Genomic DNA, 22,443 nt, shown 5'->3' on the forward strand with positions numbered 1-22,443 from the left:
CGCGTTCGCGCGGTTGTCGAGGTCATCGTCGAGGATTCCCCTAGCCGCCGAACTGCTGCTGGGCAGTCTCGAGCACGGTCTTCATGTCCTGCTGTCCGTTGTAGACGCTGACCAGTTCGGGCTGGACGTAGGTGTCGACCTTCGCCCAGTTGTCGCTGACGTACTGGCCCTCGACGTTCTTGAACGCCGCCTCGAAGGTGGCCTTGACCATGTCGCGGTGCGCCTCGTCGATCGACTCGAAGTACAGCGGCTGGCTCTCGGCGCGGGCCGGGTAGCTGCGACCGGAGCTTGCGATGGAGTCCTGCGAGTCCTTGCTCAGCAGCGAGCCGAGCACCTTGAGGGCCGCGTCCTTGTTGGCGCAGTTCTTGGAGATGCCGTAGCCGGAGCCGAGGATCAGCGACAGGTTGCCCTTGTCGCCCGCGGGCAGCGGGGCGAGGCCCGCCTTGAAGCCAGCGTCGTTGTTGAGGTAGCCGACGGCGTTCCAGGTGCCGTCGACGGCCATCGCCGCGTTGGCGCCGGTGAACTGGTTCTCGCCCCAGCCGGTGTCAGAGGCCGATGCGACAGGAGCCGCGACCTTCTGCTCGGTGACGAGGCCCGCGTACCAGGTGGCCGCGTCGAGGAAGGCGGGGTCGGTGAGCTGCAGCTTGCCGTCCTGCGTGACGGGCTGCACGCCAGCCTTGGCGATCGGGAGCGCCTGCCACTGGAAGCCACCCATGCCGATGCCGAAGCCGTACTTGCCGTCCTTGGTTGCCGCCTTGGCCGCCGCCTCGAAGTCGTCGAAGGTCCAGCCGATCTTTGGCAGCGTCGCGCCCGCGGCCGTCAGCTGATCCTCGTTGTAGTAGGTCACCATGGTGGCGACGTCGAACGGGAGGCCGTACAGCTCGCCCTTGTTCTTGAGGATCTCAAGGGACCCCTCGGCGAAGTCGCTCTCCGCAAGGCCAGCGGCCTTGAGGTCGTCGGCGGTGAGGACGGCGAAGCCGTCGGTGTAGCTGGCGAGCATGCCGGAGTTCATGCCGGTCACGCAGGCCATGTTGTTCGAGGCCATGTTGGTGGTGAGCTTCGTGAAGAAGTCACCCCAGGGTGCGGTGCGCAGTTCGACCTTGATGTCGGGGTTCTGCTTCTTGACGACGTCCATCTGCGCCTCGAGCGCCTTGGTGTCGTCCTCGCTGCCTGCCCACATGTCGACGACGATCGCCTCGCCCTTGTCGCCGCCACCGTTCGTGCCGCCCTGCGTCGGCGAGTTGCCGCCGCCACCGCAGCCGGTGAGCACGACGGCGAGCCCAGCGACCGCGGCCACTGCTCCCAAACGGATCTTCTTCATTGAAACCCTCCTTCGGGTGGTGGACTTTGTTCGATGATCGAAACAACTTTCCACACGACTGAATGAAGTTACTGTGACATATCCAGCAGGAAACCGCTAGAGGGAGGCGCAAAGTTATCAAAAGGTGACCTACCGGGCGCATCGCGGACCGTCGAGGGATACCCTTGTCTTACTTTGACCCCGAAGGAAGATCATGCGGACTCCCCCTGAAACCGGCGAGACGGACGTCACGGCGCAGCGCATCCTCGACCTCGTGGCGCGCGGGCAGGCCCGCTCCCGCACCGAACTGGCCTCGGCCCTCGGGCTCGCAGCGTCGACCGTCGGGCTGCGGGTCCAGTCACTCGTCGACACCGGCCTGCTGCGGGAGAGCGGGGCAGGCGCCTCCAGCGGCGGACGGCGCCCACGACTGCTGGAGATCAACGGGGGCCAGGGTGAGGTGCTCACCATCGACCTCGGCGGCGGCCACGCCCGGCTCGGCAGGCACGGCCTCAGCGGCGCGCTCGTGGAGACCGCCGCGCTCCCCATCACGCTGGCCGAGGGTCCGGTGCCGACCCTCGACGCGGTGGCGGCCGCGCTGCGGGAGTTCGGCTCGAGCAGGCTGCGCGGCATCGGGGTCTCGCTCCCCGGCCCGGTCAACCCCGAGATCGGCGGGGTCGAGCAGCCCTCCCGGATGCCCGGCTGGCCCGGATACCGGGTCGGCGACCATCTCAGCGATGTGTTCGGCGTGCCGGTGGCCGTCGACAACGACGCGAACCTCGCGGCCCTCGGTGAACACCGGGTCCGCCTCGGCACCCGCCGCCACTCGATCACGGTCAAGGCAGGCACCGCGATCGGCTCCGGCATCATCGTTGACGGGCGGGTGCACCGCGGCGCCACCTCCGCCGCCGGGGACATCACGCACACCAGGATCGACTCGGACGAACAGGTGCCGTGCTCCTGCGGCAACATCAACTGCCTCGAGACGGTCGCGAGCGGGGCAGGGGTGGTCCGTCAACTCCGGCAGGCCGGCTACGACGTGACAACCACCGCCGAGGCGCTCGAACTCGCCAGGGCGGCCGACGTCACGGCCACCGGCCTGGTGCGAAGCGCCGGCACCCACCTCGGCCAGGTGCTCTCCGGGGTGGTGAACTTCTTCAACCCTCACGCGGTCTTCCTCACCGGGTCGATGAGTTCCTCCGAGCCGTTCTTGGCCGCCGTGCGCAGCCGCGTGTACGCGAGTTGCCACCCCCTGGTCACCCAGACGCTGCGGATCGAGGCCGCGACCACCGGCGCCGACGCGCCGCTGCTGGGGGCCGCGCGCCTGGTGCTCGACGAGTTGACGCTCGCGGCTCCCTAGATCAGCGTCAACTCGATCACGGGGACCAGCACGTCTGGCCGCTGCACCGGAAGGTGCACCGTCAGCGTCCCGGCCCGCTCCCCCGCCGGGGTCAGGTGCGAGGCCCGCTGGTCGGGGCTGCTGACGGAGGTGCGCAGCCAGGACCCGTCGCTCAGCAGGCGCGCGTAGCTGACCCGTCCGGCAAGGTCGGGCAGGTGCACGAAGCCGAGCGGCCAGGAGTGCAGGTGCAGGTACAACCTGTTTCCGCGGCGCGTGTAGACCCCCTCGCGCGGCGGCTCGAGGTCCGCATGCCCGCAGCCGATGACGGCATCGCGGTGCAGGTCCATCCACGCCCCCAGTTCGGCAAGCGTCGCCGCGTCGTGCGGGGTCAGCGCTCCCCTGCCGTCGGGGCCGACGTTGAGCAGCATGTTGCCGTCCATCGAGACAGAGTCGACGAGCATCTGCGCAAGCAGCGCGGCTGGCTTGTGGTTGACGTTGTCGCGGTCGTAGCCCCACGACCCGTTCATCGTCTGGCAGGCCTCCCAGACCTGAGGCGCGCCGTCCTTGAGCAGCGGGGCGGTCGGCTGGTACTGCTCGGGGGTCACGAAGTCGCCCTCGACTCCAAGCCGGTCGTTGACGATCATCGCGGGCTGCAGGCGTCGGCAGAGCGCAAGCAGGCCCGCCGAGTCCCAGTCCTCCGCCGACTTGCCGCGGAGCCCCTGCTTGGTCTCGGGGTAGGTGTAGTCGAAGAAGAGGTAGTCGATCTCTCCGTACCCGGTGAGCAGTTCGGCGACCTGCCCGTGCAGGAAGTTGCGGTAGCGGGCCATGTCGCGCGATGCGTTGGCCTCGGCGACGTCGGCGCGCTCGCGCAGCGGATGCACCCAGTCGATGGTGAAGTCGGGGTGGTGCCAGTCGATCAGCGAGTGGTAGAGGCCGACGCGCAGCCCCGCGGCCCGCGCGGCGTCGACGAACTCGCGCACCAGGTCGCGCCCGCAGGCGGCGGTCGCCGTGTAGTCGGTCAGGGCGGAGTCCCACAGCGCGAAGCCCTCGTGGTGCTTGGTCGTCAGGACGGCGTAGCCCATGCCCGCCGCGACCGCGGCCGCCACGATCGCCTCGGCGTCGAAGCGGTCGGGGTCGAAGTGGTCGAAGTAGACGCGGTACTCCTTCGGGCTCATCTGCTCGTAGGTCTGCACCCACTCGTGGCGGGCCGCGCCGCTGTAGAGGCCGAAGTGGACGAAGAGACCAAAGCGGGCCTCGGTGAACCAGTGCGACATCGCGCCTCCTTGGACGAGTTCGCCGGTCATTGTGCCACGGCGGCTCAGCCGGCCAGTTCCTCCAGCGCCTTGGCGAGGCGACGCTGCCGGGTGGCGTCCTGTTTCGCGTCGGCGATGCCGCGGGCCATCTCCTTGCGGCGGGTGAAGCTGAGTGCGTCGAAGGCTGCCCTGGCCGCCGGGTCGGCGTCGAGCGCCGCGGCCAGGTCGGCTGGCACCTCGACGGTGCGTTCCTGCTCGTCCGGGGCGATCGCGACCGCGACCTTGTCTCCGATCTCCACGCCCAACTCGGCGCGGGCCGCCTTGCTGAGCCCGATGCAGATGACATCGCCCATCCTTGCGACCCGCAGTCGCGCCGACCGTCCGTCGATCGTGACGACCACGGGTGGCGTCTTGCGGGCGGATAGTTCCGCGACCTGGGCGTCGGTGAGCATGATCGCGGCGGCTGGGCCGACGGGCTCGATCGTGGTGTGCAGTTCGAGGGTCATGGCAACTCCTAGACGCGGGGCTCGAGGTGGATCGTCGCGTGGACGACGTCGCCGAGGCCGATGTCCTCCGCGCGTTGAACCGCGACCTTGACGGGGAGCAGGTAGCCGCCGTCGCGAGGGAAGAGCGAGGTGGTGAACTCGGTCCCGCCGATCACGGCGCGGGTCGAGATGCAGCCCCATCCGTAGGTCAGGATCGACGCCGAGTCGGAGATCACCCCCGCGGCCTCCTCTGGAAGCACGACGAACAGGAACGGCGCGGGCCCGCGCCACTCGATGATCTCGCCGTCAAACTCCAGTTCCATGCGGGTCATTGTGCCGCGCGCACGGGCAGGTCGGGCCGACTTTCCGGCACCGACACGAACTGTCGGTGCCGGCCGTTAGCGTGGTCGCATGACGCTCAATATCGCAATGATCACCATCGACAGTTCCGATCCGCGCCCCCTCGCGACCTGGTGGGCCGAGCGGCTCGGGGCCCCGATCCAGGCCGAGAACGACGGCTGGTTCTTCGTCATCGGGAGCACCCCGACGCTCGCGATCCAGCACGTCGGCGACCCGACGCCCGGGAAGAACCGGATCCACCTGGACCTCACCGTCGAGGACCTGGACGGCGCCCGCGACGAACTGCTGGCGGCCGGCGCGAGCCTCGTCGAGGAGCGCGGCGACGAGTCCTTCCGCTGGATCACGCTCGCGGATCCGCAGGGCAACCAGTTCTGCATCGCGAGCCACTGAGCCGTCACAGCTTGGGGGGCGACGCGAAGCGGCCCAGGGTGAGGGTCACCCTGGGCCGCCTTTCTAGGCTGGTTACGGCTTGCCCGCCTTCACCTCGATCGGCACGGTGACCGTGCTGGTGTTGCCGAAGGCGTCAGTGGCGGTGGCCACGATCTCATAGCGGCCCGGCTTGGAGACCTTGCCGGTCACCACCACGCTTCCGTCCGCCCGCTTGGTCGCCGTGAAGTGCTTCGGCACCTGCACGTCGAGGGTGACGGGCCCGGACAGGTCGGTCGAGGCGAAGGTCACCGGGGTGGCCGTCGTGCCGGGGCGCAGCGTCTGCGGCGTGGGCGGCGTCGCGGTCAGCGTCGGGCCGGTGGTGTCGGCGACGGTGATCGTCACGTCCTGGTGGGCGAGGTTGCCGTACCAGTCCACGGCGTCGAAACCGATCACGTGGGTGCCGAGCGCCGGGGTGCCTGACAGCACGCCGCCCGCATACGACATCCCCTCGGGCAGCGGCGTGGTGAGCCGCAGCGTGACGGGCGAATCGTCGGTCACCGCGACGGTGATCGGCTCGAGTTCGGAGCCGAGTTCGACCGCGACCTCGGCGCTCGGCGTGACCGTGAAGACGGGGGCCATCGTGTCGCGGACGAGTTCGCCGCCCGCGACCTTCAGGCGCTGTTCGACGGTGTTACCGGAGTAGTCCGTCACCGTGACGATGACCGTCCCGTTGGCCGCTGGCAGGTTGCGGATGTTCTGCAGGCCGCGGTTCGAGTTGTCGCCGCGCTTGGCGGTGACGAGGGTCGTCTCGGCGCCGGCCTCCGTGGCGAACTTCACCGACAGCTTCCACCAGTCCTTCGGGGAGGGCGTGTGCAGCGCAAGCTTCTGGCCAGCGAGCGTGAAGTCGCTCAACGGCATCGGCTCCGCCTTGGTGTCACGCGTCGCGCCGCGCACCGCGACACCGGGGCCGTCGCCCGCGGTCACCGTCGCGACGAAGGAGTAGCCCTCTGCGACGGGGACGGGAACGGTGGCCGACCCGTCGGCGCACGGCACGGAGGCGCCGTATGGCTGGTCGTCGATGTTGTCCTTGGCGATGTCGAGAAGCGACAGGTCGACGCGGCAGGTCTTCCCCGCGCTGCCTCCCGGCGTCCAGGTCAGGGTGACCTCGCCAGCCTTTGCTGCCTGGGTGAGCAGGCCGGACGCCGAGGCAGCCTCTGCCACGGTGACCTTGGAGGGCTGGCCCGAGAAGTCGAACGAGACTGTTGCGGGCTCGGAGACCGCGCCGCCGTGGCCGATCGCGCGGAGTTCGTAGCCGACCACGCCGTCGGTCGGTGCGACCTTCGCGTAAGCGAGTGCCGCATAGCCGGTGTAGATGTGGCGGGCGGTGCCGTCGGCGGCGATGGCGGTCAGCTCGTAGCGGTCGACGGAGTCGAAGCCCGCCGCGTCCCACGTCAGTTCGGCCTGGCCGTCTGAGTAGGCGTGCGTGATCGACAGGCCGGCGGGCTTGGCCGGCGCCTTCGCGCCCGCCGTGACGCCGATGGCGCCGACGTTGATCTGGTAGCCGGAGGCGGCGTCGAACTGCAGGCCGATCGTCGCGATCTTGCGGCCCGCGAACTGCGCGAGGTCGACGTTGCTGGTCGTCCAGTCCCCGGCGGCCGTGGTGTCGGGCAGGTCGACGGGGACGACCTGGTCAGGGGCGTCGGCGAAGATCAGCGCCGCGCGCATGGCTGCGCTGTCGGAGGAGGTCTTCTTGAAGGTGAGGCTGAGCTTGGACGAGTCCTCGACGGTCAGGTCGGTCTTGAACAGGCGAAGTGTGGTGGGGGCGCTCAGGTCGCCGTGGACCACGAGCGAGCTGCCGCCCTCGTAGCCGCCGACCTGAGTGAACGTCGGTGCGACCTCGGTGCCGGCGGTCGACTTGTTGGTCAGGGTATCGCCGTAGTCGAAGTCGACCTTGGGTCGGGCGCCCTCGGTGTCGACCCACCACTGCCAGCTCGGCAGCAGCGACTGGGAGTCGATCGCGGTCCACTCGCCGTCGGTGGCCTTTCCCTGGCTGAACCACTGCATGCCGTGGCCGGTGTTGAAGGTCGAGGAGAACTCGGTGCCTCCGATGACGGAGCGCTCGGGGGTGAAGTCGGCGACGCCGACCCAGCCGGAGGCGTTCTTGACACCCACGTCTGCGCGGGCGAAGCCTGCCTTCGTGCCGGTGTCGCGCGGGTTCTGTTTGACGCCGGAGAAGTACATCCGCTCACGTTCGGCGATCATCCACTGGAACTCGTCCTGCTGCATCAGCGGCAGGTCCTTGGTCAGGGCGGGGATCTTGACGTCGTCGTCAAGGCCGCGCTGGTAGTAGTCGCTGGGGGTGAACAGCGCGACGCTGCCGCGCGGGCTCTTGGTGCCGGGCGCGTACAGGTTGGGAAGCATGCTCGAGGAGGTGTGCGAGCCGCTGAACTTCGCCTGGTTGGCCTCGACGCCGAAGAAGACCTCCTTGTAGGGGTCGACGTCGTTGGCCGCCGCGTAGGAGAGCGCCTGGTTGACCGAGTAGGGCCATCCGTAGTTGACGAACACTGAGTCGTGGATCTGGCCGTTGGTCTCGTCGGAGAGCCACTCCTTCTTGGCGGCGTTGAAAGTGCTGTTGGTGTCGTACCACTGCGTGTAGAGGCCCTGGGCGGTCAGCCATGCCATGAACGGCTTGAACTCGGAGTCGTCGCCGCCCTCCTCCTGGTTGAGGAAGTAGCCGTCGAAGCCGTAGTACTCGGCCATCTCCTTCAGCTTCTGCGCGATCACGTAGCCGTGCGAGTTCGGATCCTTGTCGAAGGACTCCTTGAAGGTCTGGCCGGGGCGGAACGCGGGGTCGAAGTAGATGGTGGCGATGGATTTCACGCCATTGCGGTGGGCGGCGTTGGTGTAGGCGGGGTTCGGGATGTTGACGATGCCGAACTCGAAGCCGCGGTTGCGCCAGTCGGAGGTCGCCGGGTCGTACAGGCTGGACGGCGTGCTCGCGGTCGCGGCGCCATGCCAAGGGCTGAAGTAGTCGACGTACTGCCAGAAGTTGAGGGTGTGGTTGGCGAAATCGTTGTTGACCATGGGGGTGTCGAAGAAGGCATTGCCGTAGTCACCCTGCATGAGCATGACCTCGGCCTTGCCGTCGAGGGTCGGGTTGGCCTGGGTGGCTTGCAGCGGGGCGATCCGCTGCTGAAGCGGTATAGCAGAACGCAGGTATTCCGAGTAGGGGTCCGTCTCGGGCGACCAGTCCTTGATCTCCTGCAGGCGGTATCCGGAGAAGCGCGGCTGGGCCGACGCGATCTCCTTGGAGCCGATGGCCGGGACGCTGTCCGCGGCTTGCGCGGCGGAGATCCCGATTCCGATCAGCAGCGAGCCCGCGGCGACGCTGGCGATGGCACGTCTCATGGGGTGAACCTCTCTGTTCAGGGAGGAGGAGGAAACCCCCTCTTGAAGGCAGATACTAAAGCGATTTAGTTCTGATGGGAAGGGGCTGCCGGAAACCGGGCGGCCGACATGCCCAACCTGCGCCTCGCGTCGCCGAGCCCGCTCGAGCGACCGCCGGCGGTCGGCGCCGCCCCGGGCCTCCCCGATCGACACGCGCCGCCAGAGTTGCGGTACAGCGCCTCTGTCGCGTGACGGGATGGCACAGTTTTCCCCGTGAAAGACGCAGCGACAACGGCAGATCGTGAACGCGACCACTCGGGAATCGAGTGGCTGGAACTCTTCTTCGACCTGATGGGGGCGGCGGCTGTTGCGGTGTTCGTCGACGGCCTGCTGACCGGCGCCGATGCGGCGAACCTCGGCATCTTCCTCGTGCTGTTCAGTACCGGATGGTTCGCCTGGACCCTGGTGGTCATGTATGTGGACCTGGCCGCCGAGAGGACGGCGACCCGCGCTGTCGTCTTGGCGATGGTGCTGCTCGGAGTGATGGCGGCCACCTCGCCCCTGCACTTCACTGGGCGCGCCAACGCGTTCGCCATCGCGTTCATCGCGCTGCGACTGATGATCGCGGCCGGGGCGCGCAACACCGGCCGCAGGCTGGTCAACGACCCGATGCTGCTCCAGGCGGGCAGCGTGACGGCGCCCTGGATCGTGTCGTTGTGGGTCGCGACCCCCGGCAAGTACTGGCTGTGGGGGCTCGGGGTCCTCGTCGACATGGGGGTGCTGGCCATCCGCACCGGGCGACGGCAACGCCACCCCCGGGTCAACGACCGCCGTCTGCGCAGGCGCCTGCGGGCCTGGGCCGACAACGAGGCGGTGACGGTTGACGCGGAGCATCTGGGCGAGCGACTCGGGCTGGTGTGGCTGATCCTGCTCGGCACGATCGCCAGCACCCTTGTGCTTGACGCGGCCCGTAGCGACTGGGACCCGCCGTTCGTGGCGACCGTGCTGGCGGGCTTCGCGATCCTGCTTCTGATGTTCGTCCTGGGCTTCTCGGGCCCGCCCGCGCTGCGTCCGCACAACGCGCTCGGCAGGCGTTCTCCCCGGATCGGGCTGTCGATCCACCTGTGGACGATGCTCTCGATCGCGTTCGCAGCGGTCGGGATCGGCGCCGCGATCGCCGAACCGCTGGATCCGGTGCCGCTGCTGTTGCGGGCGCTCCTTGGCCTTGGCCTGGGCGGCTATCTGCTAGCGGTGGCGACCGCTCGCGCGACGGATGGGGCCGCTGCGACCCCGCTCTGGCCGGTGACGGGGGCAGCGGCGGCGGCGTGTCTCGCGGCGGGTGTCCTGCCCGTGCCGGGGGTAGCGGCCCTTGCCATCGGGACCCTCGCCCTTGCCGTCGGCGTGGTCAGCGTTCCGCGCTGACGGCGCACGCCTCGTCGTCGCCGTGCGCGCTGGGGCCCTCGAGTTGGAAGGTCGTGTGCGCCACCTCGAAGTGCTCCGCGACGCAGGCGCGGACCTCGGCGAGGATGCCCTGGGCGTGGCCGTCGTGGAAGCAGGAGTCGGCGACCACGACGTGCGCCGTCAGCACCGGGAGCCCGGTGGCGACCGTCGAGGCGTGCAGGTCGTGCACCTCGATCACGTGGTCGACCTCGACGAGGTGGGCGCGCAGTTCGTCGAGGTCGAGCCCTTCGGGGGTGAACTCCATCAGCACCCTGGTCGTCTCGCGGAGGATGACGAAGGCCCTTGGCAGGATCAGCGCTGCGATCAGCAGGCCCGCGAGCGCGTCGGCGCGCTGGAACCCTGTGGTGGCGATCACCACGGCGGCCACGATCACGCCGAGCGAGCCGAGCGCGTCGTTGAGCACCTCGAGGAACGCCGCGCGCATATTGAGGTTGGCGTCGCGGCCACCGTGCAGCACGAGGAGGCCGACGAGGTTTGCCGCGAGCCCGATGATGCCGAAGACCAGCAACTCCCCCGCCGGCACCTCGGGCGGGCTGACCAACCGCTGCACGCCCTCGATCACGGCGTAGACGCCGACGCCGAGCAGCAGCGCCGCCTGGCCGAGCGCCGCCATCACCTCGATGCGACGGAAGCCCCACGTCCTGCGGTCGTTCGCAGGACGCAGCATCAGCGTCGCGGCGATCAGCGCGACGATCAGCCCGGACAGGTCCGTGACTGCGTGCACTGTGTCGGTCAGAAGCGCGAGGCTGCCCGTGATGATCGACCCCACGAACTGGGCCACCACGATGACGCCCGTGATCGCGACGACCAACCCGAGGCGGCGGCGATGGTCGGGGGTCACGGGACCGGCATGGGCGTGGTCGTGCGCCATCACGCGACCTCCGGCCGCATCAACTGGCTGCACAGGCTGACGCGCGCCCCGGTCGCGTCGAGGAGGTGCTGCGCCGCGCACAGCACGCCCGCGAGGTCGTCGGCGTCCGCGAGGCCGTACCAGGAGGCCCTACCCTCGGCGCGCAGGGTGACGAGCCCGCATTCCAGCAGGCAACTGAGGTGCTTGCTGACGGTCGACTGGGCGATGCCGAGGTGCTCGACGAGGTCGCGCACCCGGTGCTCGCCGGTCGAGAGGTGCTGCAGGATGACCAGCCGCGACGGCTCGGCCAGCGCGTGGAACAGTCGCGCGAAGACCGCGGAGGCCTCGCGGTCCTCACCGCTCACTTGAATCGCCATACGTCGATGGTATCGCTTGATGGCGATGCAATTCCACCCCCGCTCCCAGGCCGTCGCGAAGCCACTAGGGTTGCGCCATGCCTGCCGCCCCCGTTGGACGCCGACTCTGGTTCTGGGTGGTGGTCCTTGGCCTCACGGGGCAACTCGCCTGGACCCTCGAGAACATGTACCTGAACGTGTTCGTGTACAACACGATCACCGACGACCCCAACGTGCTGGCCACGCTTGTCGCCGCCTCGGCGATCGCCGCGACCGTCGCCACCTTCGTCGCGGGCGCCTGGTCGGACCGGCGCGGCAGTCGCACGCCGTTCATCGCGGCCGGCTACGTGCTGTGGGGCGCGAGCACCGCCGCCTTCGGGCTGATCGACGTGCACACCGCGGCGCTGCTGTTCCCAGCGGTCAACGCGGTCGTCGTCGCGATCGTGGCGATCGTGGCGCTGGACTGCCTGATGAGCGCGCTGGGCGCGACCGCCAACGACGCGGCGTTCAACGCCTGGGTGACCGACTCCACCAGCGAGTCGAACCGCGGCAAGGTCGACGGGGTGCTCGCGACCTTCCCGCTGCTCGCGATGCTGATCATCTTCGGCGCGCTCGATCCGCTCACGCAACAGGGCCACTGGCTCGCCTTCTTCGGCATCCTGGGCGGCGCGACGGCCGTCGTCGGCGTGCTCGCGGCGCTGTTCCTGCGCGATACGACCACGCCGAGGCCGAGCGGTTCCTACCTGTCGACGCTGATCAACGGGCTGCGGCCGTCCACCATGCGGGAGCGCCCCAAGCTCTACATCGCGCTTGCCGCGTGGGCGGTGCTCGGCACCAGCACCCAGGTGTTCCTGCCCTACCTGATCATCTACGTGCAGCGCTACCTGCGCATCGACGGCTACCCGATCGTGCTGGCCTCCGTCCTGATCGGCGCGGCGATCCTGAGCGTGCTCGGCGGCCGGGTCCTCGACCGGGTCGGTGCGACACGCGCGATCCTGCCCGTGATGGGAGGCTACGTCGTCGGGCTGCTCGGCATGTTCCTGGCGCGCGGCATGGTGCAGGTGATCGTCGTCGGCATCGTCATGATGGGCGGCTTCATGCTGGCGGTCGCCGCGCTGTCCGCGACGGTGCGCAACCTGACCCCGGAGGGGCGTGCCGGCGAGGTGCAGGGGCTGCGTATGGTGGCGGTAGTGCTGATCCCGATGGTGGTCGGCCCGTTCATCGGCGCCGCCGTCATCCGGGGCGCCAACGAGACCTACGTCGACCTGGGCGTGACCAGGCAGGTCCCGACCCCTTGGATCTTCGTGGCGGCCGCCGTGGTGGCCGTGTTCATCGTCATACCCGTGCGGCTTCTCGGCCGCCGACAGGAGGCCTGAAGATGCTGACCCGCTGGGGCGAGAGCCTCGACCCGAACCGTCCGCTTCCCGAGTACCCGCGCCCGCAACTGGTGCGCGACTCCTACCTGAACCTGAACGGCCCCTGGGACTACGCCTTCACCCCGCTCGACGCGGGCAGGCCGCAGGTGTGGGACGGCGAGATCGTGGTGCCCTTCTCGCCCGAGGCCCCCCTGTCGGGCGTTGGCCGCACGCTCGACGCCGCCTCCGCCCTCTGGTACCGGCGCAGCATCGACCTGCCCGAGGGCTTCGCGCGCTCCCGTGTGCTGCTGCACTTCGGCGCCGTCGACCAGGACTGCGAGGTGTTCCTCGGCGACGTCAGCGTCGGGTCGCATCGGGGAGGCTACCTGCCGTTCGCGCTCGACATCACCGACGCGCTCGCCGCTGGCCACGAAGAACTGGTCGTCCGGGTCGGCGACGACACCGACGCCACCTGGCGCAGCCGCGGGAAGCAGTCCACCCGCCCCGGCGGCATCTGGTACACGCCGCAGTCGGGCATCTGGCAGAGCGTCTGGATCGAGTCGGTGCCTGAGGTCTTCGTACGTGACGTCGTGCTCACGCCCCTGCTCGAGGAGGGCGCCGTCGAGGTGACGGTGGTGGCCGACGAAGGCACGGCGCGGGTCCGGATCCTCGGCGACGCTAGGCGCGTCGACGAGGCAGACGTCCGGGTCAACGTGGCGACCCGGATCCCCCTTGGCCGCTCGGCGCGGCGCTGGTCGCCGGAGGATCCCTTCCTGCATCAGGTTCTGGTGCGGCTCGGCGACGATGAGGTCGAGAGCTACTTCGGGCTGCGCTCAGTCGGGGTCGGCCCCGACGCTGAGGGGCACCCACGGCTGCTGCTCAACGGCGCGCCGTACCTGCATGCGGGGCTGCTCGACCAGGGCTACTGGCCGGACGGGCTCTACACCCCGCCCTCTGACGAGGCGATGGTCTACGACATCGAACTTGCCAAGGAGCTTGGCTTCACGGTGCTGCGCAAGCACATCAAGATCGAACCGCTGCGCTGGTACCACCACTGCGACCGGCTCGGGATCCTGGTGTGGCAGGACATGGTCAACGGGGGCAGGCGCTACAACCCGCTCGTCATCCAGGCACCCGTCGTCGCCCCCCTCAATCTCGACGACCGCAGGCACCGGCTTTTCGGCAGGCAGGACGAGGAGGGTCGCGACGAGTTCCTCGAGGAGTTGGACGCGACGGTCGCCCTGCTGCGCTCCAGCCCGAGCGTCGCTCTGTGGGTGCCGTTCAACGAGGCCTGGGGCCAGTTCGACTCGCTCGCCGTGACCGACCGGTTGCGCGGACTCGACCCGACGCGCCCCATCGACCACGCGAGCGGCTGGCACGACCAGGGCGGCGGCGACCTGGCGAGCAGGCACGTCTACTTCCGCAGGTACCGACTGAGCGACGCGGACGCCTCCGACGCGCGCGCCGCGGCTCTGACCGAGTACGGCGGCTACTCGCACCGCGTGGAGGGGCACACGTGGGGCGACGACGAGTTCGGCTACCGCCGGTTCGCCGACCGGGGCGAATTCGAGCGTGCCTTCCTGCGCCTGCAGCACGACCAGATCGGCCCAGCGATCGACGGGGGCCTCTCGGCCTACATCTACACCCAACTCAGCGACGTGGAGGGCGAGACAAACGGGCTTGTCACCTACGACCGGGCGTTCGTGAAGGTCGACACCGACTCGGTGCACCGCTCGAACCTCAGCCTGCGGCAGCGCCACGACGCCGTCGCGCTCGGGCTGCCGTCCAGGCCGGTTCCGGTGCTGGAGTGCGAGATCACCTCGCCGGTGTCGTTGACGCTGCCCGACGGTCGACTCAATCCGGCGTCGACGGGCTGGACCCGCACGCCGCTGATCCGCACCGACGGCATCGGCCGCGGCAGGCTGGGCGCGGGGCGCAACAAGCGGTGGGAGTACTGGGCCGTGATGACGCCGAGCCACGTCATCGCCCTTGTCACCTCGGACATCGACTACGCGGCGGTGCACGGCATCTGGGTGCTTGACCGGGCCACTGGCCAGGCGGTCGCGCACGACGCCATCGGGGTGCTCGGCGGCTCGGTCGACCTGCCGGGCACACTCGGCGAGGGCCCCGTGCGCACGTCGACGCGCGCCGTCAAGATCGCCATCGACGAGGTCGACGGCGGCACGAGGCTCCGGGCACGCGGCCCCAGGGTCGAGGTCGACATCGTGGCGCACCGCCCCGAGGGGCACGAGTGCCTCGGCGTGGTGGTGCCCTGGAGCGAGACGCGCTTCCAGTACACCGTCAAGGACGTCGCCCGGCCCGCAACCGGCTGGGTCGCGATCGACGGCACCCGCCACGACCTGCCCGCCGAGGGCGCCTGGGCGACCCTTGACCACGGCCGTGGCCGCTGGCCATACGACGTGACCTGGAACTGGGGAGCGGGGGCAGGCGTGGTCGACGGGCGCGTCGTCGGGCTGCAGGTCGGCGGGAAGTGGACCGACGCGACGGGCAGCACGGAGAACTCGCTCGTCGTCGACGGTCGGCTCACCAAGATCAGCGAGGAACTGGTCTGGGAGTACGACCAGGAGGACTGGATGTCGCCGTGGCGGGTGCGCGGCGCGGGCATCGACGCCACCATGAAGCCCTTCCACCTGAAGCAGTCGGTGACCGACCTCAAGGTGTTCTCGTCCGACACCAACCAGTGCTTCGGCACCTGGCGGGGCAGGGTCCGCGACGAACACGGCACCTGGGTCAGCATCGACGGGATCGAGGGCTGGGCCGAGCACGTCCACAACCGCTGGTGACGGCCGCGGCCGCCAACAGCGGCCCTAGCCAGCGCGCGCCCCGCTGCCCGTGATCCTGGCGCCACCTACCCTTTCACCATGCTGCGAACGATCGGACGCTGGATCGCCTACCCCCTGATCGCGGGGGCCTTGGCGGTCATCCTGACCATCGTGATGGCGAGCGTGAAGGGCCAGAGCGGAGACCTCGACTCCAGCTTCGAGGTCACCTCCTTCGACGCCACCTACGACCTGGAGCAACAGGACGACGGCAGCCTCGATGTGCTCATCACCGAGACCCTCGAGGTCGACATCCAGCACACCGGAAAGCACGGCATCATCCGGGCCATCCCGCTGACCTACCAGAGCCACGAGAACGAGGTCTCTGACGTCGTCGTCGAGGGTCGACTGCGCGACGCCAACGAGTTCTACGAGCCGGGCGAATCGGAGACGCCTCAGGAGTGGACCCCAGCGTCGTTCAGCGAGGAGGACATCGACGGCGGCATCGCCCTGCGGATCGGTTCGAGTTACTCGACGCTCGAGACCGGCCAGCAGTTCTACCGGATCAGCTACCGGCTCGCCGACGTCGCCATGAACACCCCCGACGGCAAGGCCCAGGAGGTGGCCCTCGACGCCAACGGCACCGGCTGGGGCGTCCCCTTCGGCAGCGTGACGACCAAGCTGACGGTTCCTGCCGGGCTGGCCGAGCGCCTCAACGGCAACGCGGCCTGCTACATGGGCTCGGAGGGCGACCGCGCCACCTGCTCCGTCGAGCGCACCGGGGACGGCCCGGTGGTCTTCACCTCGGGTGCGCGGGGCTTCGAACCGCACCAGTCGCTCACCTTCGCCGTCGGCTTCGAGCCGGGCACCTTCTCCCAGGCGTATACGCCGCAGCGGGCCCTGTACACCGCGCTGATCGTGATGGCGGTGCCGCTCGGCGTCGCGCTCATCATCCTGCTCGGCGTCGTCCTCCCCCGCTGGTGCGCAGGTGGCTGCTGAACAGGCGGGTGCTCGTCACGGAGTTCCAGCCGCCAAAGGGCGTCGAACCCGTGGTCGCGGCCGACGTGTGGGGAGTCCCCGAGCGCGGCATGGCCGCCCAACTGATCCAGGCCGTCGTCACCAAACAGATCAGCATCGTGACGCCCGAGGCCGCGGCCTCCGAGGCGCAGGCAGGCATGTCCAAGTGGCGGCAGGCGAGGCAACGCAAACAGTTGCGCGAGTCGATCCGCTTCGAGGGCATCGACACACTCGACGACCGCGGCGTGGGCAGCCTGCTGCGCGGCCAGTTCCGCTACGGCCTGTCTTCGATGCCGAGCGACACGCTCGTGCAGCGGCGCCGCTCCCTCGTCGAGGAGGCAGGCATGCGCTTCGGTAGGTACAAGGAGGCGGGGTCGTGGTTCCTGCCGACCTACATCTTCGGGCTGATCGTGCTCGGCGTGTTCAACCTGATCGCCCTGAACATCTCGCTCGAGATCACCGGGTGGAACATCCTGATGACCGTCGTGACGGTGCTGCTGCTCATCATCGCCCTGTACCGCACCCAGCCGATGGGCAAGCTGACCGAGAAGGGCAAGGACGTCTACCAGCACCTGCGCGGGCTGCGTCACTTCATGGCCATGTCGGAGGCCGACCGGATCGCCTACCTGCAGGGCACCGACACCGCCCCGCGGGTCGCCCGGGGCGACCAGACGCTCATCAAGCTCTACGAACCACTTCTCCCCTACTCCGTCATCTTCGGGCTGGAGGAGTCGTGGGGCCGCCTGATCGGCGAGGACGACCGGGTGCCGACGGCCGGGTCGGTCGCCCCGCTGGTGAGCGCCTACCTGCTGACCGACATGCTGCAGTCGTACAACTACTCCAGCCATCGCTCCTACGACCACGCGATGACCCTCAGCAGCGCCAACGGCCGCGCGAGCGACGGGTTCAGCAGCGCAGGAGGCGCCATCTCCGACATGTTCGCAGGCAGCAACGACGGCTCCGGCGGAGGCTGGTCGGGCGGAGGCGGAGGAGGCGGAAGCTGGTCCTCCGGCAGTTCCGGCGGTGGGGGCAGCGTCGGCGGCGGCATGGGAGGCGGCGGTGGCTCCAGTTGGTGAGCGTGCCTTAGGGTTCGCGCATGTGGCGTAACTGGTCCAGTTGGGTCGGCTTCCTGATCGGGCTGATCGTCGTGCTCATCGCCATGACGTGGCTCGCCGCCAGTTGGGGCCCGCGGGACGCACCGAGGCCCGACGACGCGATGCGTGGGCACACCTTCACCGCCGACTACTCGGCGCGCGAGCACGACGGGGGCCTCGACCTCGACGTGACCGAGGTGGTCGTCATCGACTTCACCTCGTCGGCGCGGGGCATCATCCGCGACATCCCGACCCGCTACCGGGGCCACTCCAACGAGGTCCGCGACGTGCAGGTCGAGTGGAGCCCGCTCGGCCCGGGCGACGAGGCCCCGACGTCTGGGGGCCTGCGCAGACCGACGTGGACACGGACTCCGGGGTCACGTCGATCAGGATCGGCTCGATCAACACCTACCTGGAGCCGGGTAGGTACGCCTACCGGATCAGCTACACCTTCACCGACGTCGCGCTGAACACCTTCGGCGGTCAGGAGATCTATCAGAACGCCAACGGCAATCAGTGGGGCACCGGCTTCGACCGGGTCGCAGCAACGCTGCGGGTGCCCGCCTCGCTTGTCGACCGGTTGAACGGCGACGCCGCCTGCTACCAGGGGCCGAAGGGGTCCAGGGACCGGTGCACGATCTCGCGCACCGACGGCGCCGACGGAACCTCCTTCACCGCCACGTCTGACGGTGCGCTCGGCGCGTTCGAGGGGGTGACGTTCGCCGTCGGGTTCGAGCCGGCGACGTTCGAGCGGGCCGCCACGCCGCGCACGCCGACGTTGTGGAGGCTGCCCTTCCTGCTCGCGACAAGCTCGGTCGGCCTCGCCGCGCTCGCCGTGGCGCAGGTGCGGCGGTGGCTCGCCCGGCCGCGTACCGACGCCGAGGCGGCCGTCCGCTTCGCCCCGCCCAAGGACCTGCCGCTGATGGCGGCCGCGGACGTCTGGGGTGTCGCGGAGCGCGGCCCAACCGCCGAACTGATCGCAGCGGTGCTGGACGGGGAGGTGCGCTTCACCACCGCGGGCGACTTCGCCGACCAGTACGTGCAGGCCGGCCCACCCCGTCGCGTCACCCGCGGCGAGGCGAAGCGGCTGCGGGCCGGGTTCGTCGCGGAGGGCCTCGCGGAGGTGAAGGACGACACCACCAGGAAGTTGTTGCTCGACTACTTCCCGGCGGGCCGGATCGACCCGTCACACGTGCCGCACGCCCTCACGGAAGATCGCAGGCGCGCGCTCGTCGAGTCGCTCGGGCTGCGCAGGGCCGGTGGCTCGGGCCGCTGGTTCGTCAAGTCGTACGTCCTGCTCCTCCTCCTCGTCGCCCTGTCGACGGTCTTCCTGTGGGCGATGGGCGATCACTGGTGGGTCGTCTGGGTCGTGGGGCTCGTCGGCCTGCTGCTGCTCGTGGCCGCCGCGTTCCGGATGCCGACGGGCGGTCGGCTGACCGAGCACGGCGAGGAAGTGCTTGGCGAGTTGCGCGGCCTCGAACGCTTCATGTCGATGGCGGAGAAGGACCGGATCGCCTGGCTGCAGTCCACCTCGTCAGCCCCTCGGCTCCGGGACGCGGACGACAGGGCCAGGGTCAAGCTGTACGAGCCGCTGCTGCCCTACGCGGTGATCTTCGGCCTTGAGGACTCCTGGGCCGACCTCGTCGGCGCGGACCTGGACGGGAACCGGTCGCGCTGGATGCTCGGCGGCGCGTCGGTCGCCTTCGCGCAGTTGCTGTCGTCGGTCAGTTGGCCTCGGCCGGGCACGCGCGCCTCGTTCGCGCCGGGGCGTCGGACGCTGCGTCAGGCCTCGACGTCGTTTGCCACTGGGCTCACCAAGTTCTCCTCTGGTGGCTCCGGCCGCGGCGGCGGCTCCCGCAGGGGCGGGTCCCGCGGAGGCGGCCGCAGCGGCGGAGGCAGGGGCGGCGGTGGCGGCCGCAGTTGGTGAGCGCGGGTCTGTCGTTGAGCAGCATTCCACGTTCGTTTCCGGGATTGCCGATTGGCAGCGCTCACATGGGCGACGAACCGCGGATGCTGCTCATCGTCGGGTCGATCACGCGGCGCCGCGTCCGTCCCCTGGGTCACGTCGACTAGGGGTCAGGCCTCGTCGTCGTCGTCGTTCGTTGGGCGCGTTGGCACGTCCAGTTCGATGACGCCGGACTCGAGGTCGGGCGGTTGAGGCCCGGGCGCGCCCTTGCCGGTCTCCACGATCAGGCTCTTCTCGAGGTCGCGCTGCCGGAAGACGTGCTCCATGCCGGGCGAGAAGGCGGTGATGAACTCGCTCATGGCAGGCCGACCGACACGACGACGGGGGCGGACCCGTCCTGCTGCTCGGAGGACTTCTTCAGCGAAAGCACCGAGACGAGCACGATGATCGCGGTCAGCAGCCCGACGGCCATGATCAGCAGCACCGCAACCCGGCCGTTGCCGCGCGGCTCTTCCGGCGTCTGATTCTGGCTCACGTGACTCCCCTCGACGGTGACGCAACCCTACCCCGGTCGCCACGACGGCGCGGCCGTCGGCCGGGCGGGACCCGCGTCGGTGACCCATCAGGTCACTAGGGTCCGAGCAGTGCGACCTCCCCCGACGAAAGGCCACGCCATGGCGTATCTGGACCTCGTGTACCGACGCGACGCCGACGGCACGCTGCACTACCTGGACGCCTGGACAGACAACGGCGGCGTGGTTGTCCACACGGGCAAGGTCGGCCACCGGGGCGGGGTCTCCTTGCGCCGCACCGGGGCGAAGGCGGGTGTGACGGCGAAGCAGGTGATGGACGACGTCACGTCGGAGGCCGCCGAGCAGGGCTACGCACCGTTCCCCGACGATGACCGCGGATGGGTGGTGCTGCAGGTCTGGACGGCGACCGAGGACCTCTCGCATCCCGAGGACGAGCGGATGATGAGCGACATGTGGGACGCGCTCGACTCCCATCTGCGGGCCTTCGGAGTGGGCGAATGCGACGGCAACGATGTCGGGGGCACACCCAGCAACCCCGCCTACCATCGGGGCACCGTCGTCAACTGGTTCTGCCCCGTGGTCGACGCCGAGGCCGGGGTCAAGGCACTGCGCGGCTTCACCCGGGCGTTCCACCTGGGCAGCAATCACGTGATCGGCATCCGTCCCCGCCCCGACGACGACTACACGCTCGCGTTCTCCCCGCGGAAGTCGGACACCCAGTTCCGGTTGTAGCCAGCCGGGTCCTGCGATCGACGCTGACTGCGACCATCCGGCGCGTCGACCCCACCGCCTCACTAGGCTGGCTGCACGACCGATCGAGGAGGAACGATGATCTTCATCTGCGTGAAGTGGAAGGTGAAGCCGGAGCACGCCGAGGCTTGGCCTGAGATCACCCGCGAGTTCACCGAGGCGACCCGGGCAGAGCCGGGAAACCTGTTCTTCGAGTGGTCGCGCAGCCTCGACGACCCCGACACCTACGTGCTGATCGAGGCGTTCAAGGACGACGCCGCCGAGGCCCACGTGACGAGCGAGCACTTCCGCAAGGCGCAGGCCGACCTGCCCGCCTACCTGCCGGAGACGCCCAAGGTCCGAAACGTCCGCATGGACGGCGACCACTGGGACGAACTGGGCGAGTTCCGCGTCGGCTGACGCGCGACTGGCCCCCGCCGGTTGAGCCCCGTCAAGCTCGGGGGCCGAGTCCCTGCGAATCTCACGAGGTTTCGACCGATGTCGGCCGCTCCGCGCCCGACATGGCTCAACCAGCACACCGCCGGTTGAGCCGCGCCAAGGCGCGCAGCGCCGCAGCTCGCGTCGAAACCAACTCTCACCCTCGCAGAGACCAGATCCCAAGGACCCTGGACACCTCACGAGGGTTTCGACCGATGTCGACCGCGCTCCGCGCCCGACATGGCTCAACCAGCGACCCCAAGGCGCTCAGCGCCGCGACGCGCGTCGACCAACCAACCCCCAGGCAACCAGGGACCCGACCACAGTCGGACCCCTCGACGAGCTCGGGGAACGAGGTCCCTGCGACCCTCACGAGGTTTCGACCGATGTCGACCGCTCCGCGCCCGACATGGCTCAACCAGCAATCGTGGGTTGAGCCGCGCCAAGGCGCGAAGCGCCGCGACGCGCGTCGAAACCAACCAACTTCCGCCCGCGCAGAGACCCGACCACGATCGGACCCCTCGACGAACTCGGGGAACGGGGTCCCTGCGAACCTCACGAAGTTTCGACCGATGCCAACCGCTCCGCGCCTGCCATGGCTCAACCAACGAGGGTTTCGACCGATGTCGGCCGCTCCGCACCCGACATGGCTCAACCAGCGCCTGCCCGACACGCTCAGTCGGCAGACCCGACCGAGGCCACGAAGACGTACTCGGCGCCCGGCCGATCCGGGGCGTCGCGGACCTCTTCGACGACGAATCCTGCCGAGCGCAGCGACGACTCAAGCGCGTCCCTCGACCGGAACCGCAGTGTGGACGTCGAGTCGACCCGAACGCCGTCGCGGTGGAAGATCGTCGGCGACTCGAACGTGACGAGTTCCCCGTCGACAGAGGTCACCTCGGCCCAGTCCTCGACCGGCCCCTCGTGCGCGACGTCGACGACCTGGCGGGTCGCCTCCTTCGTCCAGCCCTCCCACGCGCGACGCTCCGGAACCCGGGACTCGAAGACGAGCCTGCCGCCGGGCCGCAGCGCCTCCCGCGCGGCGGCGAGCGTGTCGGCCCACTGTTCGTCGGTCAGGAACACCTGCGCGACGTTTGCCGTCATGAACGCCAGGTCGACCTGCAGCGGCAGCACGTCGCGGGCAACGCCGTGCACGAACCGGACCCGGTCGGCATACGGCTTGCGTCGGGCGACCTCCAGCGACGCGAACGCCGGGTCGACGCCCACCACCGTGACCCCGTCGGCCGCGAGGCGGGTCGCGAGGGTGCCGGTGCCGCAGCCGATGTCGAGCACGTCGGTCGCGCCGAACTCAGCGACCATCGCGACGTACGCGTCGAGATCGCCACGGTCGGGGTCGAGCGGGTCGTAGACCGCCGCCAGGCGCGGATGGTCGAAGATCTGATCGGGCATGGGGCCGAGCTTACGAGGTGGGCC

General features: G+C 69.5%; 21 protein-coding genes. 11 read left to right on the forward strand and 10 right to left on the reverse strand.

Annotated features, from left to right (window positions below; genetic code table 11):
* Positions 1 to 40: 40 nt before the first annotated feature.
* A complete protein-coding gene (locus tag BW730_RS10535; protein WP_077686199.1) occupies positions 41 to 1,321 on the reverse strand; it encodes an ABC transporter substrate-binding protein in 1,281 nt (426 codons plus the stop codon).
* A gap of 193 nt (positions 1,322 to 1,514) precedes the next feature.
* Between BW730_RS10535 and BW730_RS10540 the strand changes: the two genes are divergently transcribed.
* Positions 1,515 to 2,657, forward strand: coding sequence for an ROK family transcriptional regulator (locus BW730_RS10540; protein ID WP_077686200.1), 1,143 nt, complete (start codon positions 1,515 to 1,517; stop codon positions 2,655 to 2,657).
* On the opposite strand, the gene BW730_RS10545 is transcribed toward BW730_RS10540, so the two are convergent.
* Genes BW730_RS10545 through BW730_RS10555 form a run of 3 tightly spaced genes read right to left on the reverse strand, consistent with a single transcriptional unit; the run spans position 2,654 to position 4,697 of the window.
* A complete protein-coding gene (locus tag BW730_RS10545) occupies positions 2,654 to 3,910 on the reverse strand; it encodes an alpha-L-fucosidase (RefSeq protein WP_145952809.1) in 1,257 nt (418 codons plus the stop codon). The genes BW730_RS10540 and BW730_RS10545 overlap by 4 nt on opposite strands.
* 44 nt (positions 3,911 to 3,954) lie before the next feature.
* Positions 3,955 to 4,395 carry a YdeI/OmpD-associated family protein gene (locus BW730_RS10550; protein ID WP_077686202.1) on the reverse strand — a complete coding sequence of 147 codons (441 nt, stop codon included), beginning with the start codon at positions 4,393 to 4,395 and terminating at the stop codon, positions 3,955 to 3,957.
* 8 nt (positions 4,396 to 4,403) lie between these two features.
* Positions 4,404 to 4,697: a DUF1905 domain-containing protein gene (locus BW730_RS10555; protein WP_077686203.1), complete on the reverse strand. Its 294-nt coding sequence runs from the start codon at positions 4,695 to 4,697 to the stop codon at positions 4,404 to 4,406.
* 88 nt (positions 4,698 to 4,785) lie between these two features.
* Between BW730_RS10555 and BW730_RS10560 the strand changes: the two genes are divergently transcribed.
* Positions 4,786 to 5,124 carry a VOC family protein gene (locus BW730_RS10560; protein WP_077686204.1) on the forward strand — a complete coding sequence of 113 codons (339 nt, stop codon included), beginning with the start codon at positions 4,786 to 4,788 and terminating at the stop codon, positions 5,122 to 5,124.
* A gap of 72 nt (positions 5,125 to 5,196) precedes the next feature.
* Here BW730_RS10560 and BW730_RS10565 read toward each other — a convergent pair whose 3' ends face one another.
* The gene (locus tag BW730_RS10565) at positions 5,197 to 8,511 is read right to left on the reverse strand and encodes an endo-beta-N-acetylglucosaminidase (protein WP_077686205.1); all 3,315 of its coding nucleotides are present in this window, start codon (positions 8,509 to 8,511) and stop codon (positions 5,197 to 5,199) included.
* A gap of 252 nt (positions 8,512 to 8,763) precedes the next feature.
* Between BW730_RS10565 and BW730_RS10570 the strand changes: the two genes are divergently transcribed.
* Positions 8,764 to 9,912, forward strand: coding sequence for a low temperature requirement protein A (locus tag BW730_RS10570; RefSeq protein ID WP_077686206.1), 1,149 nt, complete (start codon positions 8,764 to 8,766; stop codon positions 9,910 to 9,912).
* On the opposite strand, the gene BW730_RS10575 is transcribed toward BW730_RS10570, so the two are convergent.
* Together BW730_RS10575 and BW730_RS10580 are read right to left on the reverse strand one after the other, a co-directional pair.
* Positions 9,896 to 10,822, reverse strand: a complete 927-nt coding sequence (locus BW730_RS10575) for a cation diffusion facilitator family transporter (RefSeq protein WP_077686207.1) — start codon at positions 10,820 to 10,822, stop codon at positions 9,896 to 9,898. The genes BW730_RS10570 and BW730_RS10575 overlap by 17 nt on opposite strands.
* Positions 10,822 to 11,178 (reverse strand): ArsR/SmtB family transcription factor, encoded by a 357-nt coding sequence (locus tag BW730_RS10580; RefSeq protein WP_077686208.1) that lies wholly within the window; start codon positions 11,176 to 11,178, stop codon positions 10,822 to 10,824. The genes BW730_RS10575 and BW730_RS10580 overlap by 1 nt, the downstream gene beginning before the upstream one ends.
* A 77-nt stretch (positions 11,179 to 11,255) precedes the next feature.
* On the opposite strand from BW730_RS10580, the gene BW730_RS10585 reads away from it, so the two are divergent.
* The 6 genes from BW730_RS10585 to BW730_RS10610 all read left to right on the forward strand — a co-directional run bounded on the left by BW730_RS10585 (position 11,256) and on the right by BW730_RS10610 (position 19,330).
* Entirely contained in the window at positions 11,256 to 12,533 is a 1,278-nt protein-coding gene (locus tag BW730_RS10585) for an MFS transporter (protein WP_077686209.1), read from the forward strand.
* 2 nt (positions 12,534 to 12,535) lie between these two features.
* Positions 12,536 to 15,316: a DUF2804 family protein gene (locus BW730_RS18555; protein WP_226996709.1), complete on the forward strand. Its 2,781-nt coding sequence runs from the start codon at positions 12,536 to 12,538 to the stop codon at positions 15,314 to 15,316.
* A 78-nt stretch (positions 15,317 to 15,394) separates the two neighbouring features.
* On the forward strand, positions 15,395 to 16,291 hold the full coding sequence (locus BW730_RS19975) for a DUF2207 domain-containing protein (protein WP_077686210.1): 897 nt from the start codon (positions 15,395 to 15,397) through the stop codon (positions 16,289 to 16,291).
* On the forward strand, positions 16,273 to 17,385 hold the full coding sequence (locus BW730_RS19980; RefSeq protein WP_158522603.1) for a DUF2207 family protein: 1,113 nt from the start codon (positions 16,273 to 16,275) through the stop codon (positions 17,383 to 17,385). The genes BW730_RS19975 and BW730_RS19980 overlap by 19 nt, the downstream gene beginning before the upstream one ends.
* Positions 17,386 to 17,405: 20 nt before the next feature.
* On the forward strand, positions 17,406 to 17,873 hold the full coding sequence (locus tag BW730_RS18150) for a DUF2207 domain-containing protein (RefSeq protein ID WP_145952811.1): 468 nt from the start codon (positions 17,406 to 17,408) through the stop codon (positions 17,871 to 17,873).
* Entirely contained in the window at positions 17,762 to 19,330 is a 1,569-nt protein-coding gene (locus BW730_RS10610) for a DUF2207 family protein (RefSeq protein ID WP_145952812.1), read from the forward strand. Before BW730_RS18150 ends, BW730_RS10610 begins: the two co-directional genes overlap by 112 nt.
* Before the next feature lie 149 nt (positions 19,331 to 19,479).
* Here the strand turns inward: BW730_RS10610 and BW730_RS10615 are convergent, their stop codons facing one another.
* Both BW730_RS10615 and BW730_RS10620 read right to left on the reverse strand, forming a co-directional pair.
* The gene (locus tag BW730_RS10615) at positions 19,480 to 19,668 is read right to left on the reverse strand and encodes a DUF6191 domain-containing protein (RefSeq protein ID WP_077686213.1); all 189 of its coding nucleotides are present in this window, start codon (positions 19,666 to 19,668) and stop codon (positions 19,480 to 19,482) included.
* Complete coding sequence (locus tag BW730_RS10620; protein ID WP_077686214.1) at positions 19,665 to 19,844, reverse strand: hypothetical protein; 180 nt, start codon at positions 19,842 to 19,844, stop codon at positions 19,665 to 19,667. The genes BW730_RS10615 and BW730_RS10620 overlap by 4 nt, the downstream gene beginning before the upstream one ends.
* 139 nt (positions 19,845 to 19,983) lie before the next feature.
* Between BW730_RS10620 and BW730_RS10625 the strand changes: the two genes are divergently transcribed.
* Positions 19,984 to 20,574 (forward strand): hypothetical protein, encoded by a 591-nt coding sequence (locus BW730_RS10625; RefSeq protein WP_077686215.1) that lies wholly within the window; start codon positions 19,984 to 19,986, stop codon positions 20,572 to 20,574.
* A 96-nt stretch (positions 20,575 to 20,670) separates the two neighbouring features.
* Complete coding sequence (locus tag BW730_RS10630; protein WP_077686216.1) at positions 20,671 to 20,991, forward strand: putative quinol monooxygenase; 321 nt, start codon at positions 20,671 to 20,673, stop codon at positions 20,989 to 20,991.
* A 693-nt stretch (positions 20,992 to 21,684) separates the two neighbouring features.
* Here BW730_RS10630 and BW730_RS10635 read toward each other — a convergent pair.
* Positions 21,685 to 22,419: a class I SAM-dependent methyltransferase gene (locus tag BW730_RS10635; RefSeq protein WP_077686217.1), complete on the reverse strand. Its 735-nt coding sequence runs from the start codon at positions 22,417 to 22,419 to the stop codon at positions 21,685 to 21,687.
* Positions 22,420 to 22,443: the final 24 nt, after the last annotated feature.

Source organism: Tessaracoccus aquimaris (assembly GCF_001997345.1).
Taxonomy (GTDB): Bacteria; Actinomycetota; Actinomycetes; order Propionibacteriales; family Propionibacteriaceae; genus Arachnia; species Arachnia aquimaris.

Excerpts from the sequence above, each read along its gene's own strand:
- BW730_RS10535 (WP_077686199.1), bottom strand. The coding sequence starts at position 1,321 with ATGAAGAAGATCCGTTTGGGAGCAGTGGCCGCGGTCGCTGGGCTCGCC.
- BW730_RS10540 (WP_077686200.1), top strand. The coding sequence starts at position 1,515 with ATGCGGACTCCCCCTGAAACCGGCGAGACGGACGTCACGGCGCAGCGC.
- BW730_RS10545 (WP_145952809.1), bottom strand. The coding sequence starts at position 3,910 with ATGTCGCACTGGTTCACCGAGGCCCGCTTTGGTCTCTTCGTCCACTTC.
- BW730_RS10550 (WP_077686202.1), bottom strand. The coding sequence starts at position 4,395 with ATGACCCTCGAACTGCACACCACGATCGAGCCCGTCGGCCCAGCCGCC.
- BW730_RS10555 (WP_077686203.1), bottom strand. The coding sequence starts at position 4,697 with ATGGAACTGGAGTTTGACGGCGAGATCATCGAGTGGCGCGGGCCCGCG.
- BW730_RS10560 (WP_077686204.1), top strand. The coding sequence starts at position 4,786 with ATGACGCTCAATATCGCAATGATCACCATCGACAGTTCCGATCCGCGC.
- BW730_RS10565 (WP_077686205.1), bottom strand. The coding sequence starts at position 8,511 with ATGAGACGTGCCATCGCCAGCGTCGCCGCGGGCTCGCTGCTGATCGGA.
- BW730_RS10575 (WP_077686207.1), bottom strand. The coding sequence starts at position 10,822 with ATGGCGCACGACCACGCCCATGCCGGTCCCGTGACCCCCGACCATCGC.
- BW730_RS10580 (WP_077686208.1), bottom strand. The coding sequence starts at position 11,178 with ATGGCGATTCAAGTGAGCGGTGAGGACCGCGAGGCCTCCGCGGTCTTC.
- BW730_RS10585 (WP_077686209.1), top strand. The coding sequence starts at position 11,256 with ATGCCTGCCGCCCCCGTTGGACGCCGACTCTGGTTCTGGGTGGTGGTC.
- BW730_RS18555 (WP_226996709.1), top strand. The coding sequence starts at position 12,536 with ATGCTGACCCGCTGGGGCGAGAGCCTCGACCCGAACCGTCCGCTTCCC.
- BW730_RS19975 (WP_077686210.1), top strand. The coding sequence starts at position 15,395 with ATGCTGCGAACGATCGGACGCTGGATCGCCTACCCCCTGATCGCGGGG.
- BW730_RS18150 (WP_145952811.1), top strand. The coding sequence starts at position 17,406 with ATGTGGCGTAACTGGTCCAGTTGGGTCGGCTTCCTGATCGGGCTGATC.
- BW730_RS10615 (WP_077686213.1), bottom strand. The coding sequence starts at position 19,668 with ATGAGCGAGTTCATCACCGCCTTCTCGCCCGGCATGGAGCACGTCTTC.
- BW730_RS10625 (WP_077686215.1), top strand. The coding sequence starts at position 19,984 with ATGGCGTATCTGGACCTCGTGTACCGACGCGACGCCGACGGCACGCTG.
- BW730_RS10630 (WP_077686216.1), top strand. The coding sequence starts at position 20,671 with ATGATCTTCATCTGCGTGAAGTGGAAGGTGAAGCCGGAGCACGCCGAG.
- BW730_RS10635 (WP_077686217.1), bottom strand. The coding sequence starts at position 22,419 with ATGCCCGATCAGATCTTCGACCATCCGCGCCTGGCGGCGGTCTACGAC.